Source organism: Streptomyces sp. NPDC042002 (assembly GCF_055588305.1).
In genome coordinates this window covers 86339-102379 of sequence record NZ_JBVJCT010000023.1, presented here as the reverse complement: position 1 = coordinate 102379, position 16041 = coordinate 86339, and the positions used below count along the sequence as shown (strand labels likewise).

Sequence of the window (16041 nt, the reverse complement as noted above, 5' to 3'; positions counted from 1 at the left end):
CGCGATGTCCGCTGGGCCACGTGCGGTTGACGCGATGTCTTACCCGGCGTCCCTCGTTGGGGCGTTTATCCCAGGCTTAAGGCAGCCTTAAGCGCACCTTGTCGCGGGAGGCCGGCGATTGCCCTCGACGGGTCTGTCGTGGCAGGTCGGGCGGGTCCTCGCCATCTCCGAACTGCCTCCGGCATATGCCGATCGGATGGTGTGGAATGTCGCGTTCCGGGGGGCCTATTCCTCCGGAACGGCCACGAAGGGGGCTTCTGGCGGCCATGATGGGGGCATGGCGGGGCTGGAGGGTATCGAACAGCCGCGGCGGCACGGAAGTGCGACCGCGGCGCGCTGGACGCCTGCGGTCGAGGACGAACGGGCGCTCAAGGCACTGGAGTTGTTCGGCAATCCCACCGAGGGAGAGGTGCCGTTGCCGTCCCGCCCGGAGTCCGCGGCCACCGCGCGGCGGCTCACCCAGGTCGTGGTGCTGCGGCACTGGGGCCTGTCCCCGAAGATGACCGAGGACGCGGTCTTACTCGTCTCCGAACTCGTGGGCAACGCCGTACGTCATACCGGCGCCCGCGTTTTCGGACTCCGTATGCGCCGCCGCCGCGGCTGGATCCGTATCGAGGTCCGTGACCCCTCCCGCGGCCTTCCCTGTCTCATGCCGGTCCAGGAAATGGATCTGAGCGGCCGGGGACTCTTCCTCGTCGACAAGCTCTCCGACCGCTGGGGCGTCGACCTGCTGCCCCGCGGCAAGACCACCTGGTTCGAGATGCGCGTCGTCGACCGCTGACCCGATCCGGCCCGTACGTGAAAGCCCCGTACGTGAAAGCCCCGTACGGGAGAGTCCGTCGGTGCGGGCCCCGTACCCGGCACCCCGGTACGCGAAAGCCCCGGCCGTGTGGCAGCCGGGGCCTGCGGGGTGTCGCGGAACGAATTGGGGTGTGAACCGCGCCACCTGCGACAACCGTGGCCCGGGTCAATGGGTGGAGGTCGCATCGCCGACTATCGCAGACCCGGCCGACTGATCCAAAAGCAGGGGATCCCGCTCCGCTTACGGGCCCTCCCGCCCCCGCGCGGCCCCGTGTCCGGGAGCCGCAGAGCGACCCGCACCACCACCCGGCCGGACCAATCGCCGGTTTTCCGGCCGATTCACCCTTAAATGGTCCGGTGACCACGCCCGCCGAAGACCACGCAGCCCCCGCCCCGCCCCGGCGCGCGGCCCTGCTCACTGGACTCGCGCTCACCGCAGGAACCCTCGCCGCCGGAGTGACCGCAGGCTGTTCCACCCCGCGACCCACCCACCCCCGCAACCTCACGACACCTCCGGCCGCGCCCAGCGCACCCCCCGCCACCGCGACCCACGCGGCCCCCGTACTCGCCCCCGCCCCCCGCCGCTACCCCGCCCAGCCCTCCGAAATCACCCACGGTCCCCGCACCCACCCGTCCAAGGTGGCCCTCACCTTCCACGGCCAGGGCGACCCCGCCGTCGCGAACTCGCTTCTCGGCGAGGCCGAGAAGGCCGGCGCCCGGGTCACCGTCCTCGCCGTCGGAACCTGGCTGGACGAGCACCCGGACGTCGCCCGCCGCATCCTCGACGGCGGCCACGACCTCGGCAATCACACCCTTCGCCACCTCGACATCAACGCGATGCCGGCGACGGAGGCCGCCGCGGAGATCCGAGGCTGCGCGGACCGCCTCAAGCGGCTCACCGGCTCGATCGGCACCTGGTTCCGGCCGTCCCGCAGCCCCCGGGCCTCGCCCCTGGTCCAACGTCTCGCCCGCGACGCGGGCTACCCGCACACGCTCTCCTACGAGGTCGACTCCCTCGACTACACCTCGCCGGGAGCCACCGCGGTCACCCGCAAGGTCCTGGCCGAAGTCCGCCCCGGCTCCGTCGTGAGCCTGCACTTCGGATACGCCGACACGGTCGCCGCCCTCCCCGCCCTCCTGCACGAACTCGACCGGCGCGGCCTGCGCGCGGTCACCACCACGGAGCTGCTGAGCTGATGCTGACGCCACCCTCCTCCCCGTGCCGCGTCCTGATCGCCGGCGCCGCCCTCACCACGCTCGTCGCCCTCACGGGATGCAGCGGCCCCTCCCGGTCCCACGCCGACGAACCCCTCGGCACCAAGGCCGCCGCCATCCAGCCCGCCCAGCCGAAGCGGCGGACGGTCCAGGGCCTGCCCGGCATGCCCCCCTTGCTGGACCCCACGGACGTCTACGCCGCCGACCGCCCGAACCGGCTCTCCCCGGTGGTCAAGGACTTCCCGTCCCGCGTCTACGTGCCGAACACCAACTCCAACACGGTCTCGGTCATCGACCCGAAGACGTACAAGGTCATCGAGACGATCCCGGTCGGTGTCCAGCCCCAGCACGTCGTCCCCTCCTGGGACATGAAGACCCTGTGGGTCAACAACGACCGGGGCAACACCCTCACCCCCATCGACCCGAAGACCGGCGAGGCGGGCAAGCCGGTCGACGTGCACGACCCGTACAACCTCTACTTCACGCCCAACGGCAAGTACGCGATCGTCATGGCCTCCCTCGACCGCGAGCTGGTCTTCCGCGACGCGCACACCATGAAGACCGTCAAGACGGAGCCGGTCGGCTGCTACGGCGTCAACCACGCCGACTTCTCCCCGGACGGCCGCTACTTCATCGTGTCCTGCGAGTTCAGCGGCGAGCTCCTGAAGGTCGACACCGAGCGGATGAAGGTGATCGGCCAGGAGAAGCTGCCGTTCCACGGGGCGATGCCGCAGGACGTGAAGATCTCCCCGGACGGCAAGAAGTTCTACATCGCCGACATGATGGCCGACGGCGTGTGGGTACTGGACGGCGACAAGTTCACCGAGCCGACCCTGCTGCACACGGGCAAGGGGGCGCACGGCCTCTACGTCAGCCGGGACTCGCGCGAGATGTACATCTCCAACCGGGGTGAAGGCACCATCTCCATCTTCGACTTCACCCAGAACAAACTCACCAAGAAGTGGCACCTGCCCGACGGCGGCAGCCCCGACATGGGCGGTGTCTCGGCGGACGGCAAGGTCCTGTGGCTCTCCGGCCGCTACAACTCGGAGGTGTACGCCATCGACACCCGCACCGGTGTCCAGCTCGCCCGCATCCACGTCGGCAGCGGTCCGCACGGCCTCGCCGTCTATCCCCAGCCGGGCCGGTACTCGCTCGGCCACACCGGCATCTTCCGCTAGGGCGGCGCCCGTTGACCGGGCACGGCTGACACGCCGTCGTACGGGCGGCGATCCACGGCCCGTCGCCGCAGCACCGTGATCGTGCTGAGCGCGATCACAACTCACCTGCGGTGGCGGGCCGTTGCCGGCGCCCGGTCCCTGGCGGCCGTCGGCGCGACGACCACCGCGCCGGTTGGGTACGGGCCGGTTCGACAGGGCTGGTTCGGTACGGCCGGTTCGGTACGAGCGCCGGTTCAGCGGGCGCTGAGCAGCGCCTCCGCTCCGACGGGACGGTATCCGGCCGCCTGGAACGCCCGCAGACTGCGCGCGTTGCCCGCCGCCACCTGTGCCCAGACCGGCTCTCCGGCGAGGTGCCGCGCCGCCGACGCGAGCGCCCGGCCCAGCCCCCGGTGCCGTACGTCCTCGTCCACCTCGACCGCGGCCTCCAGGCGCCCGCCGACCCCGCGCCCGAGGACGAGCACGCCGCCGTCCGCGGCCCACGCCCGCACGTCGTCGCGCCGCTTACGGGACCCGGCGACCCGGGGGTGACCGAGGCCGTCGACGGCCGTGAGCGCGAGGGGCGCGGGGCCGGGGAGCGGGGTGGCGACGGACAGCAGGTCGATCGTGTCGTTCGACCGCCCCGTCCGCTCCATGAACGCGGCGAGGAACCGGGGGTTCATGGCCGCGGCGAGCGCGTCGCAGTCGAGGGCCCCCAGCGCCGCGCGCACCCAGCCCTCGTCCTCGTCGGTGAAGACGACGGAGTGCGCGGTGAAGGCGAGGACGCCGGCGTCGCGCGGGGAGTGCTGGCGTACGACCGTGGTGGCACCGTCGGGCGGCGGGAGGACTCCACGGGCGGCAGCGTCAAGAATACCGCGCAGAACACTGGGCATGATTGTCCCCCGACGCTTGAGTCTCCACCCACTGGAAGGCCCACACTCGCAGACATGATCGACGACGGCACCGGCCTTTTCACCATCGGCGAACTGACCCGCAGGACCGGTCTGACCGTCCGGACCGTCCGCTACTGGTCGGACGAGGGCGTGCTGCCCCCGGTGGCCCGGTCCGCGGGCGGCTACCGTCTGTACGACGCCGGTTCCGTGGCCCGTCTGGAGCTGATCCGCACCCTGCGCGGACTCGGTGTCGGCCTCGGGGACGTGCGCAGGGTGCTGGCGGGCGAGACGACGGTGGCGGAGGTGGCGGCCGCTCAGGTGGCCGAGCTGGACGCGCAGATCAGATCGCTTCAGGTGACCCGGGCGGTGCTGTCGACCGTGGCGCGACGCGGTTCGACCGCGGAGGAGCTGACGCTGATGAACAGGCTGGCGCGGCCGCCGGCCGCCGAACGCGGGCGCGTCGGGCGACTTCACGGAAGCGGGTTTCCGGGCGAGGACGCGCGAGACGATCGAGCGCGACGCGGCGGTCCGGGGGCCGGACACGCCACTGGGCGCGTTCCCGTGGTTCATGGGCCGGCCGGTGAGGCCGGCGGGCGAGGCGCTGGGGCGGAGGGCCGCCGGCCCCGGGTCGCCGGAGGTGTACGAGGTGTTCGGCGGACTGCCCGGCCACGCCGGCCGGGCCGTGGTCCTCGCGCGCACGAAATCCGCGGCGCATGCCCGGAGGGCCCGCTTCAGGAGGCTGACCGCACTGGTTCGCGGCCTGGGCCCGCTGTCGGCGCACCGCGGCGGGTTCGGCTGGGTGGTCGCCGTACAGCGCGCTCGCGCGGACCGTTAATCTGACCTCCGTACACAAGGCAGTAACGCACGCAGTGATGCACGACGAAGGGGCGGGTCGGTGGCCGACATCGAGGAAGCACGCAAGCAGTTCGAGCGGATCGATACGGACGGTGACGGGTTCATCACCGCGGCCGAGTTCAAGTCCGCTCTCGCCCAGGGCGGCGACTGGAACGTCACCGAGTCGGTGGCGGAGGCCGTCATCGCCAGCCGCGACCTCAACGGCGACAAGGTCCTCTCGTTCGACGAGTTCTGGACCCACCTGAGCAAGTGACGCCCGCCGAAGGGGCGCCCACCGGTCCTCCGGCGGGCGCCCCTTCGGCGTGACGGCACTCGTCGGTCCGGGTGCCACGGGCCCCGCCGTTCTCGGTACCGGTCACCCGGATGCCGTACGTCCCGGAATAGCGCGCGCGCCCCGGGAGTTGGCGATCGCATCAGGAGCGTCAACCCCGGAAGGGTCTGTCTCATGAAGATCGGCATCATCGGCGCGGGCAACATCGGCGGCAACCTCACCCGGCGGCTCACCGCCGTCGGCCACGACGTCTCCGTCGCCAACTCCCGCGGTCCCCAGACACTCGGCGCGCTCGCCGACGAGACCGGGGCGACCCCCGTCACGGTCGAGCAGGCGGCACAGGGCGCCGACGTCGTGATCGTCACGATCCCGCTCAAGGCCGTACCGAACCTGCCGGACGGTGTCCTGGACGGAGCCGCCGAGGACGTCGCCGTCATCGACACCGGCAACTACTACCCCCAGCAGCGCGACGGCCGGATCACCGGAATCGAGGACGACGGCCTCACCGAGAGCCGCTGGACCGCCCGGCAGATCGGCCACCCGGTCATCAAGGCGTTCAACGGCACCTTCGCGCAGGACATCCTGGACCGCGCCCGCCCGGCCGGCGCCCCCGACCGCATGGCCCTCCCGGTGGCCGGAGACGACGCGGCGGCGAAGCGGCGCGTGCGCGACCTGATCGACGAGATCGGCTTCGACACCGTCGACGCCGGCGGCCTGGACGACTCCTGGCGCCAGCAGCCCGGCACCCCCGTCTACGGCCTCCAGGAAGGCGTCGACGCCGTGACGAAGGCACTGGCGGAGGCGTCCCCGGAACGTCCGGCGGACTTCCGCGGGTAACCGGCGCCCGCGACGAACGATCTCTAGACCGCCGGGCTCAGCGCGGTCGCCGGGACCTTCGGAGCGTGCGGGTAGACGGCGGACCGGTGCTGGAAGGAGAGGATCTTCGGGTTCTGCACGACACCGTCGCGGATCTCGACGGCCTTCCTGACCGTGACGTCGGCGTCCCATGCCGTGGGGCCGCTCATGACCTTGCGCAGGTAGGGCAGGAGCGCCTCACTGATCTCCCAGGTGGCGGAGTTCCACAGGTGGGACGGGCTGTGATCCACCGCGTAGTAGTGGCAGCCCGCTCCCACGGTGGGCATGGGATCGCCGAAGGTGGTCGGGCGGGCCCAGGAGAAACCCATGCCCTCGTCGCAGGCGACGTCGACGAAGAAGGTCCCGGGCCGGAACCGGGCGAGTTCCTCGTCGGTGACGAACATGAGCGGCGCGTCGGTGTCCTGCAGGATGCAGTTGACGATGATGTCGAAACCGGCCAGGTACTCCGCCAGCGGCACGGGCCCGGCCGGAGTGGCGGCCTGCAGGCGGGACGGGTCGCCCTCCTGCTCCTCGAAGTGGCCCATCACGACCGAGGGCATCGGAGAGGCCACCGCCGCGGCGGCGCGCTGGGTGAGCACCGTGACGTCGGAAACCCCCATGGCGCCCAGGCCCGTGACCGCTCCGCGCGCCGTGGCGCCGAAGCTGATGACCACCGCGCGCAGGCGGCGCCCGTAGCTGCCGGTCAGCCCGCCGAGCTGCAGGGCGTGCAGCACCGAGCAGTAGCCCGCGAGCTCGTTGTTCTTGTGGAACACGTGGACGCTGAAGGCGCCCGTGGAGGTCCAGTGGTTCATGGCCTCCCAGGCGATCAGCGTCAGCCGCCGGTCGATGCCGATCTGGGTCATCTTCTCGTCCTGCACGCAGTGCGGCCATCCCCACAGCACCTGGCCCTCGCGCAGCTCCGCGATGTCGTCGTGCGTCGGCTTGGGCAGCAGCATGATGTCGCACTCGGCGACGAGTTCCTCGCGGGAGCGCAGGCCGGCCACGAGGGGCCGCAGCGCGTCGTCCGGCACGCCGAACCGCTCGCCGTAGCCCCGTTCGAGGAAGATCCTCTCGCGTACGTCCGGGGCGATCCGGTCGAGGTGGCTGGGGTGCAGCGGCAGGCGGAACTCGTTCTCCTTGCGGGAGGAGGCGAGTACTCCGAGACTCATCAGACTCATGTGGGGCGGCTCATTTCCGGCCGGACGCGATGTGCTCCGGCCTTGCCGTTCCCCGAGGGCGACGCCGCGATGGATGGCGGCGTGCGAGGTGCGCTCGGTAACGCCACCGTACTCCGGTCCCGGCCGCGGACCGCCCGCCGCTCGTTTGAGCCTAGGCGCTGCCGGCCCACGCGCGCAGGGCGGCCTCGCTCTCGAAGTCGGCGACATCCCTGTCCACCGGCTCGGCGGTGTACTGGTGGAAGCGCCACTTCGCCTGGACGCGGGGTTTGCCGGCGGACACGTAGTCGGCGATCCAGAGGCCGTCGCCGGCGTACGAGGTGGTGTCGATGTTCAGCCAGAAGTCGCGGTTGGTGTACAGCACCACGCGGTTGTCCGGGCGGAGTTGCTTCACCCTGCGGATGAAGCGGTCCTTCTCCGCGTTGCTCGCGTGGGTGCCGTCGCCGGTGGTCTCCCAGTCGACGGCGAGCAGGTCGCCCGCCTTCTCGGGGGCCTTGCTCACGAAGTACGCGGCCTGGGCGTTGATGTCGCCGGGCCACAGGAAGTGGTAGAAGCCCACGACGCAGTCGGCGTCGCGGGCGGTCTTCACCTGCGCGGTGAGTTCCGGATTGACGTACGAGTGGCCCTCCGTCGCCTTGACGAAGACGAAGGAGATGCCGGCGGTGCCGTATGCGGACGACTGGTAGGCGCTGACGTCGATGCCTCGCAGCATGGGTGGAGCCTCCGTGCATGGGGGGACGGGCCACGCGGGGCGACGCCCGGGGTCCGTGGGGAACGACTGCCGCTGTCCGTGGGGGACAGTCCGTGAGAACAACTGCCTTTGGAGTTCCCCAACTTCGCCCCTTCCACGCCCGCACGCCCGACCGGCGCCCCCGCATCGGCCCGCACGGGCCGCCGCGGCCCGCCGGGAGTGCGCCGGGCCGCGCCTCCGGGCCGGCCCCGTTCGTGGCCGACGTCCGGGAAAAGGGGGCCGAAGCAAGGTGCGGCACCCCGCTCGCGTGCCCGCTCACGTGCGGATAAAGGCGGAAGTACTAGCCGAGGAACAGAGGGCAGGGACCATCGTCCTATAGCCCGCGCACCCCCTGACCCGTCAAATTAGTGACCACGGCGAGAAAAGGTCAAAGGTCATGACGGGAGTGATCGTGTCCGCGCAGATAGCAATTGATCCCGGCCGCTTCAGCCAGTTCGGTGAAGCCACCGGAAGCACCTTCTGTCTGATCACGAATTCCGAGCTGGTGGACCGGTTCGAAGTCGTCGAAACGGCACCGTATCGGGAGTTCCTCACCATTACGCTGGACGCCGGGGACCGGTTCGAGGAAATCCTCGAAAAGAAGATACCGGAACCCGCGCACGTACTGGTGGTCTCGCCGCACAGGTTCTTCGAATCACCCGACCCCGATCTGGTGGGGCAGCGGAAGATCATGGGTATGGCGTGCAATTCGACGCCCACCGGTCTCGACGAGATCCGGCACTTCCTCGGTGTGATGGAACGGACCTCGGCCGCCGACCAGGCCGCGTTCTGCGACACCTTCTTCGAGCTCGCCGAGGACTCGGACCAGCTCGTGTACGTCGACCCGGTGCACGGCACCCGCGCCACCCTCGACCATCTGCGCGAGGGTCTGGTGTGGAACCAGCAGGCCGGCCCGCTGGACTGGGGCGACCAGCAGATCGTCCCGTCCGGTGAGATCAGCGTGCTGCCGGTCGAGATCAGGGAGTTCGACGAGGCACTGAAGCTGCCGCTGGAGGGTGAGATCACGCTGCGCGGCTACCCGATCCTGCACAACGGCACCCCCTCCTTCTCCCGGACCGACCAGGCCCGCATCCACTCCCAGCTGTGGGCGATGCACGACAACGCGATCAAGGCCACCGTCGAGGACGGCAGGATCACGCGCCTGGAGGCGCTGGACGCCGGAGCGGCGCCGGCCGTGGCGATGCTCGAGCAGATGTTCGCCGTGGACTCCCGCTACCGGATCGTGTGGGAGATCGGCCACGCCCTGAACACCTCGCACGACATCCTGCCCGGGAACCACGCCATGAACGAGGTGTACGGCGGCACGGAAGGCTGCCTGCACTTCGGCCTCGGCCTCACTCCGTACACCCAGTACCACCTGGACATCATTTCGCCCGACACCCGCGTGCTGACCAGTAATGGAGTCGCGGTGATCGGCCACCCGGACCACCCCACCGTGGAGAGGGTCGTGCCCGCCGTATAGCGGACCACGGCCACCCCGGCCGGGGTGAACGCAAGGCAATACACCCAACAGGAGGTGACTCCCCATGAAGAAGATCAAGGTGCAGAAGAACCGCAACTACCTGGGCACGCTCCTGGGCTGAGTACCGACCCGCGGCGGGGCATTCACAATCCCCCGCCGCGGGGTTCCCCTTTTGTCTTTCACCAGGGAGTGCATCCGTGCCACCGCTGGATCTCACGACAAGCGACTTCGATCAGTTTGGCCGGCCGGTCGAGACATTCTGTCTGATCACGAGTGATCAGCACGGCGAGTTCTTCTCCCTGGATTCCGGTGACGGGTATTCCCGCGTGCTCCACCTGACGCTCCCGCCCGGCACGCGCCTGGGTGAGCTGATCGCTCGGAGCGTCCCCCCGGACGCGCACGTGCTGGCGGTCTGCCCCGGGCGGTTCCTCGACTCGCCGACCCCGCAGGAGCTGGGCGGGCGCAAACTGGCCGTGCTGCCTGCCGGGTCCACTCCGTTGACCGACGAGCACGTCCGCTACTTCCTGCGCACCGCCGCCCGCACCGACGTCGCCGAACACGCCCGTGTGGCCGAGGAGTTCTTCGACCTGGTGGGCGACAGCGACCGGCTGACGATCGTCGACGACGCCTCCGGAACCGAGGCCGAGTTCGACCACACCGTCGGCGAGTGCGTCTGGAACATGCAGGCGGGCGTCCTGGAAGAGGGTGACCAGCAGATCTTCCCCTCGGGCAAACTGAGCGTCACCGCCGCCGAGATCACCACCTTCGAACCGAAGGCCCGGCTGCTCGGCCTCAACGGGGACCTGACCCTGCGCGGGTGGCCGATCGTCCACCGCCACCAGGACCCGGCCGACGGCGCGGACCAGCAGCGGCTGTTCGAAGCGCTCTCGCCGCTCGTCTCCAACGCCGTGACGCTGCGCGTCGCCGCCGGAAGCATCGAGGGCGTCACCCCGCAGACGCCGGGGGCGACATCGGCCGCCGTGGAGCTGGAGAAGCTCCTCACCGACGATCCGCGCTACCGCGTCATCTGGGAACTCGGCTTCGGGATCAACACCACCACGGAGATCATCCCGGCTAACTGCGGCCCGAACGAGGTGTACGGCGCCACCAGCGGTGTCGTGAACCTCGGGCTGGGGATCACGCCGGCCACGCGCTTCGCCCTGGCCTTCCTCTGCCCCCGCAGCTCACTGGTGACATCGGACGGAACCGCCGTCCTCGGCGCCCGCAAGGCGGTACGCCGTGGCCGGATGCAGCGCGTCTCCAGCGCGAACTGCGGCTGCCACTGACCCCAAGGGAGGAAACACGGCATGACGATCAACCCCGAACTGCGCAAGAAGGTCGACGCGGTCCTCGACACCTTCATCAAGGACTTCTACGAGACGGTCCCGTACGCCCAGCACCAGAAGAGCGCCTCCGAGCTGAACCTCGACTACTACAAGCGGCACAACATCGAGACGATCCTGCGGCTGCGCCGCAAGCGGACCGTCGACGCGCTGGCCATCAAGTACTTCACCAAGGTGGACCCGGTCCAGGCCAAGGCGTGGGCGCACTACACCGACGACGAGATGCTGCACGACCGGCTGTTCGCCGCCGACCTCGCCAAGGTCGGAGTCACCAAGGACCAGATCTACTCCACGGAGCCGCTGCTCTCCACCAAGCTGCTCACCGGATACCTGCAGTACGGCATGGAGTTCGAGGACAGCCCGATGGCGCTGATCACCAGCGTGTACTTCGTGGAGTACGTCACCACGCGCACCCAGCCCGACTGGCTGGACAACCTGGGTGACGTCCTCGGCGAGGAGAACGTCAAGGGCGCCCGAGCCCACGTCAACACCGACCTCGACGACGACCACGACGACTTCGTGTGGCGCGTGCTGTCCACGCTGGTCAACTCGGAGGCCGACGAACAGAAGATCATCGAGCACCTCAACAACGTCTACTGGCTGTGGAAGCTCTACTTCGTGGAGCTGCACCAGCTCACCGTGCTCGGCAGGAGCGACGGCCAGATTCCGCTGCCCACCGCGGCCGAGGTCTGAGCGGGGCAGCGGTGGCCGACGACGACCGGGCCACGCGGCCCGGCGGGCGGCAGGGGGTCGAGGTACTGACCCTGCCGCCCGGCCGGGAGCTGCCGACCGAGACCGAGAAGTGGATCGTGGACGGTCTGGTCCTCGCCATGCCGGGGCTCCACACACGGCAGCTGTTCACGCTCCGCCGCGAGATGCTGACCGAGGCCGACCACGTCGTCGTCGGGGTGGACCGGGAGCGCGACCGGGTCGTCTCGCTGCTCACCTCCCGGTGGGCGGAGATCCCGTCGGGGCGGCCCTGTCTGCACATCATGATCCAGTTCGTGGGGGACGCGTACCGCAACGGCGCGATCTTCAAGGAGAGCTGGGCGCTGCACTTCGCCCGGCTGCTCGCCGACGGCCGCCCGTTCCCCGAGGTGATCGCGCTCAAGACGTACAACCCCGTGGTGCACTGCGCGATGTCGGCGTTCAGCGGCCATCCGGACATCAGCATGTACCCGGACCTCGCGGGCAAGGACGACAGTCAGGAAGCCCTGGCGGCCGAGGTGGCCGGAGCGCTCGCCCCCCGGGCCGCGTTCGACGCGGCGCGCGGAGTCATCCCGGGCATCGGGCGTCCGCTCGACCTCTACCGGGAGCGTCCGCTGAGCCATGTGCCCGAGGCCAACCGGTACTTCGCCGAGCACACGGAGCCGGGCGACCGGGTGCTGTGCCTGCTGCACGTGCCCACACAGGCGGGGGCGCACGCGATCCTCACGGCCCTGGGGCTGCCGTTGCCCTCGGCGCAGAGCTGAGCCCGCTCGACCGGCCGGGTCCGGCGCCCGTTCGCGGCTCCGGGCCCGTCGCCGTGGCCCCCTCCGGGGGAAGTCCCTGCACTCCAGGCACTCCAGGCACTCCAGGAACGCGAGGCACCATGGCGGACAGCTTTCCCCTCGACTACTCCCGGGCCCGCGCCGCCTTCCTGGCCGCCGCCGAGGAGGCGGGCGCACGTCTGAGGACCTTCCCCCTGCCCGGACACCGCGGGCCCGACGGCGGCGAACTCTGCGTCGACACGGCGTACTTGGGACCGCCCGACCCGGCGAAGCTGCTGGTGACGGTGTCCGGGACGCATGGCATCGAGGGCTTCTGCGGCTCGGCCTGCCAGACCGGCATCCTGCTGCGCGAAGGCGTCGCGAAGGCGGCCGCCGGGCCCACGACGGGTGTGCTGCTCGTCCATTCCCTCAATCCGTACGGCTTCGCCTATCTGCGGCGCGTCAACGAGGACAACATCGACCTCAACCGGAACTTCGTCGACCACGACGCCCCGCCGCACAACGACGCCTACGACGCCGTGCATCCCACGCTGGTGCCGGTGGACGCCGCCGCTTTCGCGCCCGGCGAGCTGGTCGCGAGCCTCACCGCGCTCGGCGACCGGCTCGGCCCGCAGCGCCTCCAGGAGGCCGTGACCCGCGGCCAGTACCGCCACCCCGACGGACTGTTCTACGGCGGACACGCTCCGACCTGGTCCCGGCGGGTGTTCGAGACGGTGGTGGCCGAGCAGATCGCCGGCGCCGGCCACGTCGGCTACATCGACCTGCACACCGGGCTCGGCGAGCGCGGCGTCGGCGAACCCATCTTCCGCGGCGGCCGCGACGCCGACGCCCACCAGCGGGCCCGCCGCTGGTACGGCGACGCGCTCACCGCCTCGGAGCAGGGCACCTCCTCCTCCACGCCGATCGTGGGCAATACGGCGACCGCGGTGGCGGACGGCCTCGGCGCCGGGAGCCGGCTGACCGCGATCACCCTGGAGTTCGGCACCCAGCCGGGGCCCGAGGTGCTGCTCGCGCTGTGCGCCGACACCTGGCTGCACGGGCACCGTCCGCCGGCCGACGCGGTCCGCTCCGACCTCAAGCGGCTGATCCGCGACGCCTTCTGCCCCGCGGAGGACGCCCGTTGGCGCGAGCAGGTCCTCCAGCGGGCGCGTGAGGTCTTCGACCAGGCCCTCGCCGGCCTCGCCGACGCCAAGCCGTGGGAAGCAGGGTGACCCGGCCGGCACCGCGCCGGTAACCGCAGTCGGCGACCACCCCCGGGGTGGTCGCCGACTGCGTGTCGCGTGTTCCGTGCCGGAGAGCCCATCCGCCTCACGGCGGATGCCGGCGGGCGCCGATCAGACCGGGGTCCGGCCCCGGCCCGATCGGCGCCCGGTCTCAGGGGGCCTTCCGGCCGATCGCGAGCACCGCCGTTCTCGGCATCGTGCACGTCCAGGCCGGGGCGCAGGCGTCGTACGCGACGGAGGACGTCTCCAGGGACCCGTCCGCGCGCTCGTCGCGGAAGACCGTCTTGGCCAGCTCCACCGTGTGCCGGGGGGCGTCGGCCGGGTGCCTCCGCTCGATCCCGGTGAGGCCGTACATGTCCAACAGGTAGCGTCCCAGCTCCAGTTCGGCCTCCGGCGCGGTGGCCGCGGTCGCGACATAGGGATCGGCCATCTCGGTCACCTCACCCGACTCGAAGCCCGCCTTCGTCAGGTAGCCCCACAGCTCCTCCCGGGTGAAGTGGTCGAAGTCGTGGCCGGTGCGCGAGTACGGGTCGACCACGTCCCGGAACCAGGTGTCCATCGGGGACCCGACGAGGAAGTCGTGGAGCAGCAGTACTCCGCCGGGCCGCAGCACCCGGTACGCCTCGTGGACGAGTTCGGCGCGGTCCTCGGCGGCGATGTGGTGGGATCCGTAGGCGACGAGGACCGCGTCGACACTGCCGTCCCGCATGAGCAGCCGGTCGGCGCGCTGCACCAGAGCCGGGCAGTCGGCCGCCCAGGCGGCCCGCACCATGTACGGGGACGCGTCGCAGGTCAGCAGGGACAGGCCGGTGAGGTGCCGGGCCTTCGCGACCTTGCGGACCAGACCGTCGCCGCCGAGCACGTCCACGACGACGGCGGGCCGGCGGTCGGCCCGGGCGGGCACCAGGGAGAGCAGGTGCTGGATGCCCTGGGCGCGTGCGGTGAGGTTGCGGGCCTGCGCGCGGATGTAGGAGGCGCCCCTGCCTCCGTCCTCGTCCTCGCCGAAGTCGTCCTTGAGGTCGGTGGCCTGGGCCAGCCGGCGAGCCCAGGCCCGGGCCCGTGCCGGGTCGACGCAGGCGTGCAGGTCGGGTGCCGCCCGGCCCAGACGGTTCAGGTGGTCCGCCATGTCGGCCTCGCCGAACCGTACGTGACGTGCCGTCAGGTCGGTCACGGCCGCTCCTCCGTGGGCTCCAGGAAGAGTGCGAGGGCGAGTGCCATGCGTTCGATCTCCTCGGGGTCCACGCTCTCGTCGGGCGCGTGGATGAGGCACTGGGGCTCCTCGACGCCGATCAGGGCGATCTCGGCGTCCGGGAAGGTCTCCTGGAGCGCGTCGCAGGTGGGAATCGAGCCGCCCTGCCCCGCGGTCGTCAGCTCACGCCCGAACGCCTCCCGCATCGCCTCGGCCAGCGCCGCGTAGGCGGGGCCGTCGGTACGGGCACGGAACGGGCGGCTGGAGGAGATCCGGACGGTCTCCACGTCGACCTGCCAGGGGGCGGTCTCCGTCAGGTGCGCGCTGAGCGCCTGCCAGGCGGCGTCGGGCTCGGTTCCGTAGGGGATGCGCAGATTGAGCTTGGCGGTGACCTCGCCGAGCACGGCGGGGGCCGAACCGACCACCGGCGGGCAGTCGATGCCGACGACGGTCAGGGCGGGCCTGGCCCACAGCATGTCCGCCACGCTGCCGTCGCCCACCAGGCGGACGCCGTCGCGCACCCCGATGTCGTGGCGGTAGCGCTCGGCCGGATACTCCGCGCCCTGCCAACGCCCGTTGTTGTCCAGGCCGTTGACGGTGGTGTTGCCGTCGGCGTCGTGCAGGGTGGCGAGCATCGCGATCAGCGCGTTGAGCGGGTCGGGGGCGGGGCCGCCGAACGAGCCGGAGTGGACAGGACCGGCCAGCGAGCGAACGGTGACGGTGGCGTGCACCACCCCCCGCAGGTCGGTGGTCGCCGTGGGCACGCCCGCCTCGGAGTTGCCCGTGTCGCACACCAGCACCGTGTCGGCGTACAGGAGTTTGGGGTTCTCGCGGATCAGCGCGGAGAGGCCGCCGGTGCTCTGCTCCTCGGCGCCCTCCGAGATGACCTTGATGCCGACACCGAGCCGGGTCAGGTCGCCGAGCGCCCGCAGGGCGGTGAGCTGCATGACGATGTTGCCCTTGCAGTCGGCGGCCCCGCGTCCGTACCAGCGGCCGTCGGCACGCTCGGTGAGGGTCCAGACCGGGGTGGTCCAGGCGGGCTCGTCGAGCGGCGGCTGCACGTCGTAGTGGCTGTAGAGGAGGACGGTGGGGAAGCCGGGGGCGGCCGGCAGATGGCCGAACACGGCCTTGCTGCCGTCCGGCGTGTCCAGCAGGCGCATGTCGGGGATGCCGGCCTCGGTGAAGAGCTGTGCGACCAGTACGGCAGCACGCTCGCACTCTTCCACGGGGTACTGCCGGGGGTCGGCGACGGACCGGTGCGCGACGAGGTCCCGCAGGTCCTCCTGAGCCCGGCCCATCAGTTCGCGCACCCGTGCGCGCAACGCCTTGGGCGGCATGCGGCCTCCTTCTCGGTCGGTGGT

The 16041-nt window shown here is 70.9% G+C and carries 15 protein-coding genes and 1 pseudogene; 11 read left to right on the top strand and 5 right to left on the bottom strand.

All coding sequences use genetic code 11. The features are described from left to right. Positions 1 to 277 precede the first annotated feature (277 nt). The 3 genes from ACZ6KY_RS28140 (at position 278) to ACZ6KY_RS28130 (ending at position 3197) form a co-directional block, all read left to right on the top strand. Positions 278 to 781, top strand: coding sequence for an ATP-binding protein (locus ACZ6KY_RS28140; RefSeq protein ID WP_355852407.1), 504 nt, complete (start codon positions 278 to 280; stop codon positions 779 to 781). A gap of 377 nt (positions 782 to 1158) precedes the next feature. Beyond that, the gene (locus tag ACZ6KY_RS28135) at positions 1159 to 1998 is read left to right on the top strand and encodes a polysaccharide deacetylase family protein (RefSeq protein ID WP_469313060.1); all 840 of its coding nucleotides are present in this window, start codon (positions 1159 to 1161) and stop codon (positions 1996 to 1998) included. Further along, entirely contained in the window at positions 1998 to 3197 is a 1200-nt protein-coding gene (locus ACZ6KY_RS28130; protein ID WP_469313059.1) for a YncE family protein, read from the top strand. Before ACZ6KY_RS28135 ends, ACZ6KY_RS28130 begins: the two co-directional genes overlap by 1 nt. Positions 3198 to 3430: 233 nt before the next feature. Here ACZ6KY_RS28130 and ACZ6KY_RS28125 read toward each other — a convergent pair whose 3' ends face one another. Next, on the bottom strand, positions 3431 to 4066 hold the full coding sequence (locus ACZ6KY_RS28125; RefSeq protein WP_469313058.1) for a GNAT family N-acetyltransferase: 636 nt from the start codon (positions 4064 to 4066) through the stop codon (positions 3431 to 3433). Between the two features lie 54 nt (positions 4067 to 4120). On the opposite strand from ACZ6KY_RS28125, the pseudogene ACZ6KY_RS28120 reads away from it, so the two are divergent. From ACZ6KY_RS28120 to ACZ6KY_RS28110, 3 genes and pseudogenes are all read left to right on the top strand, one after another. Then, positions 4121 to 4901 (top strand): annotated as a pseudogene (locus ACZ6KY_RS28120) (MerR family transcriptional regulator). A 60-nt stretch (positions 4902 to 4961) separates the two neighbouring features. Next, positions 4962 to 5174, top strand: coding sequence for an EF-hand domain-containing protein (locus tag ACZ6KY_RS28115; RefSeq protein WP_469313057.1), 213 nt, complete (start codon positions 4962 to 4964; stop codon positions 5172 to 5174). 192 nt (positions 5175 to 5366) lie between these two features. Then, positions 5367 to 6029: an NADPH-dependent F420 reductase gene (locus ACZ6KY_RS28110; RefSeq protein WP_469313056.1), complete on the top strand. Its 663-nt coding sequence runs from the start codon at positions 5367 to 5369 to the stop codon at positions 6027 to 6029. Between the two features lie 23 nt (positions 6030 to 6052). Here ACZ6KY_RS28110 and ACZ6KY_RS28105 read toward each other — a convergent pair whose 3' ends face one another. Together ACZ6KY_RS28105 and ACZ6KY_RS28100 are read right to left on the bottom strand one after the other, a co-directional pair. Continuing rightward, entirely contained in the window at positions 6053 to 7225 is a 1173-nt protein-coding gene (locus tag ACZ6KY_RS28105; protein WP_469313055.1) for a N(5)-(carboxyethyl)ornithine synthase, read from the bottom strand. Between the two features lie 151 nt (positions 7226 to 7376). Further along, positions 7377 to 7934 (bottom strand): glycoside hydrolase family 25 protein, encoded by a 558-nt coding sequence (locus ACZ6KY_RS28100; protein WP_469313054.1) that lies wholly within the window; start codon positions 7932 to 7934, stop codon positions 7377 to 7379. Positions 7935 to 8349: 415 nt separating this feature from the next. On the opposite strand from ACZ6KY_RS28100, the gene ACZ6KY_RS28095 reads away from it, so the two are divergent. From ACZ6KY_RS28095 to ACZ6KY_RS28075, 5 genes are all read left to right on the top strand, one after another. After that, a complete protein-coding gene (locus ACZ6KY_RS28095) occupies positions 8350 to 9435 on the top strand; it encodes a hypothetical protein (protein WP_469313053.1) in 1086 nt (361 codons plus the stop codon). A gap of 326 nt (positions 9436 to 9761) precedes the next feature. Next, a complete protein-coding gene (locus ACZ6KY_RS28090) occupies positions 9762 to 10721 on the top strand; it encodes a hypothetical protein (protein ID WP_469313052.1) in 960 nt (319 codons plus the stop codon). 21 nt (positions 10722 to 10742) lie between these two features. Further along, entirely contained in the window at positions 10743 to 11471 is a 729-nt protein-coding gene (locus tag ACZ6KY_RS28085; protein WP_469313051.1) for a hypothetical protein, read from the top strand. A gap of 11 nt (positions 11472 to 11482) precedes the next feature. Beyond that, a complete protein-coding gene (locus ACZ6KY_RS28080) occupies positions 11483 to 12250 on the top strand; it encodes a hypothetical protein (RefSeq protein WP_469313050.1) in 768 nt (255 codons plus the stop codon). 119 nt (positions 12251 to 12369) lie between these two features. Next, the gene (locus tag ACZ6KY_RS28075) at positions 12370 to 13479 is read left to right on the top strand and encodes a M14 family metallopeptidase (RefSeq protein WP_469313049.1); all 1110 of its coding nucleotides are present in this window, start codon (positions 12370 to 12372) and stop codon (positions 13477 to 13479) included. Between the two features lie 163 nt (positions 13480 to 13642). Here the strand turns inward: ACZ6KY_RS28075 and ACZ6KY_RS28070 are convergent, their stop codons facing one another. Further along, positions 13643 to 14662, bottom strand: coding sequence for a class I SAM-dependent methyltransferase (locus ACZ6KY_RS28070; RefSeq protein ID WP_469313048.1), 1020 nt, complete (start codon positions 14660 to 14662; stop codon positions 13643 to 13645). Continuing rightward, entirely contained in the window at positions 14659 to 16017 is a 1359-nt protein-coding gene (locus ACZ6KY_RS28065; protein WP_469313047.1) for a M20/M25/M40 family metallo-hydrolase, read from the bottom strand. The genes ACZ6KY_RS28070 and ACZ6KY_RS28065 overlap by 4 nt, the downstream gene beginning before the upstream one ends. Positions 16018 to 16041: the final 24 nt, after the last annotated feature.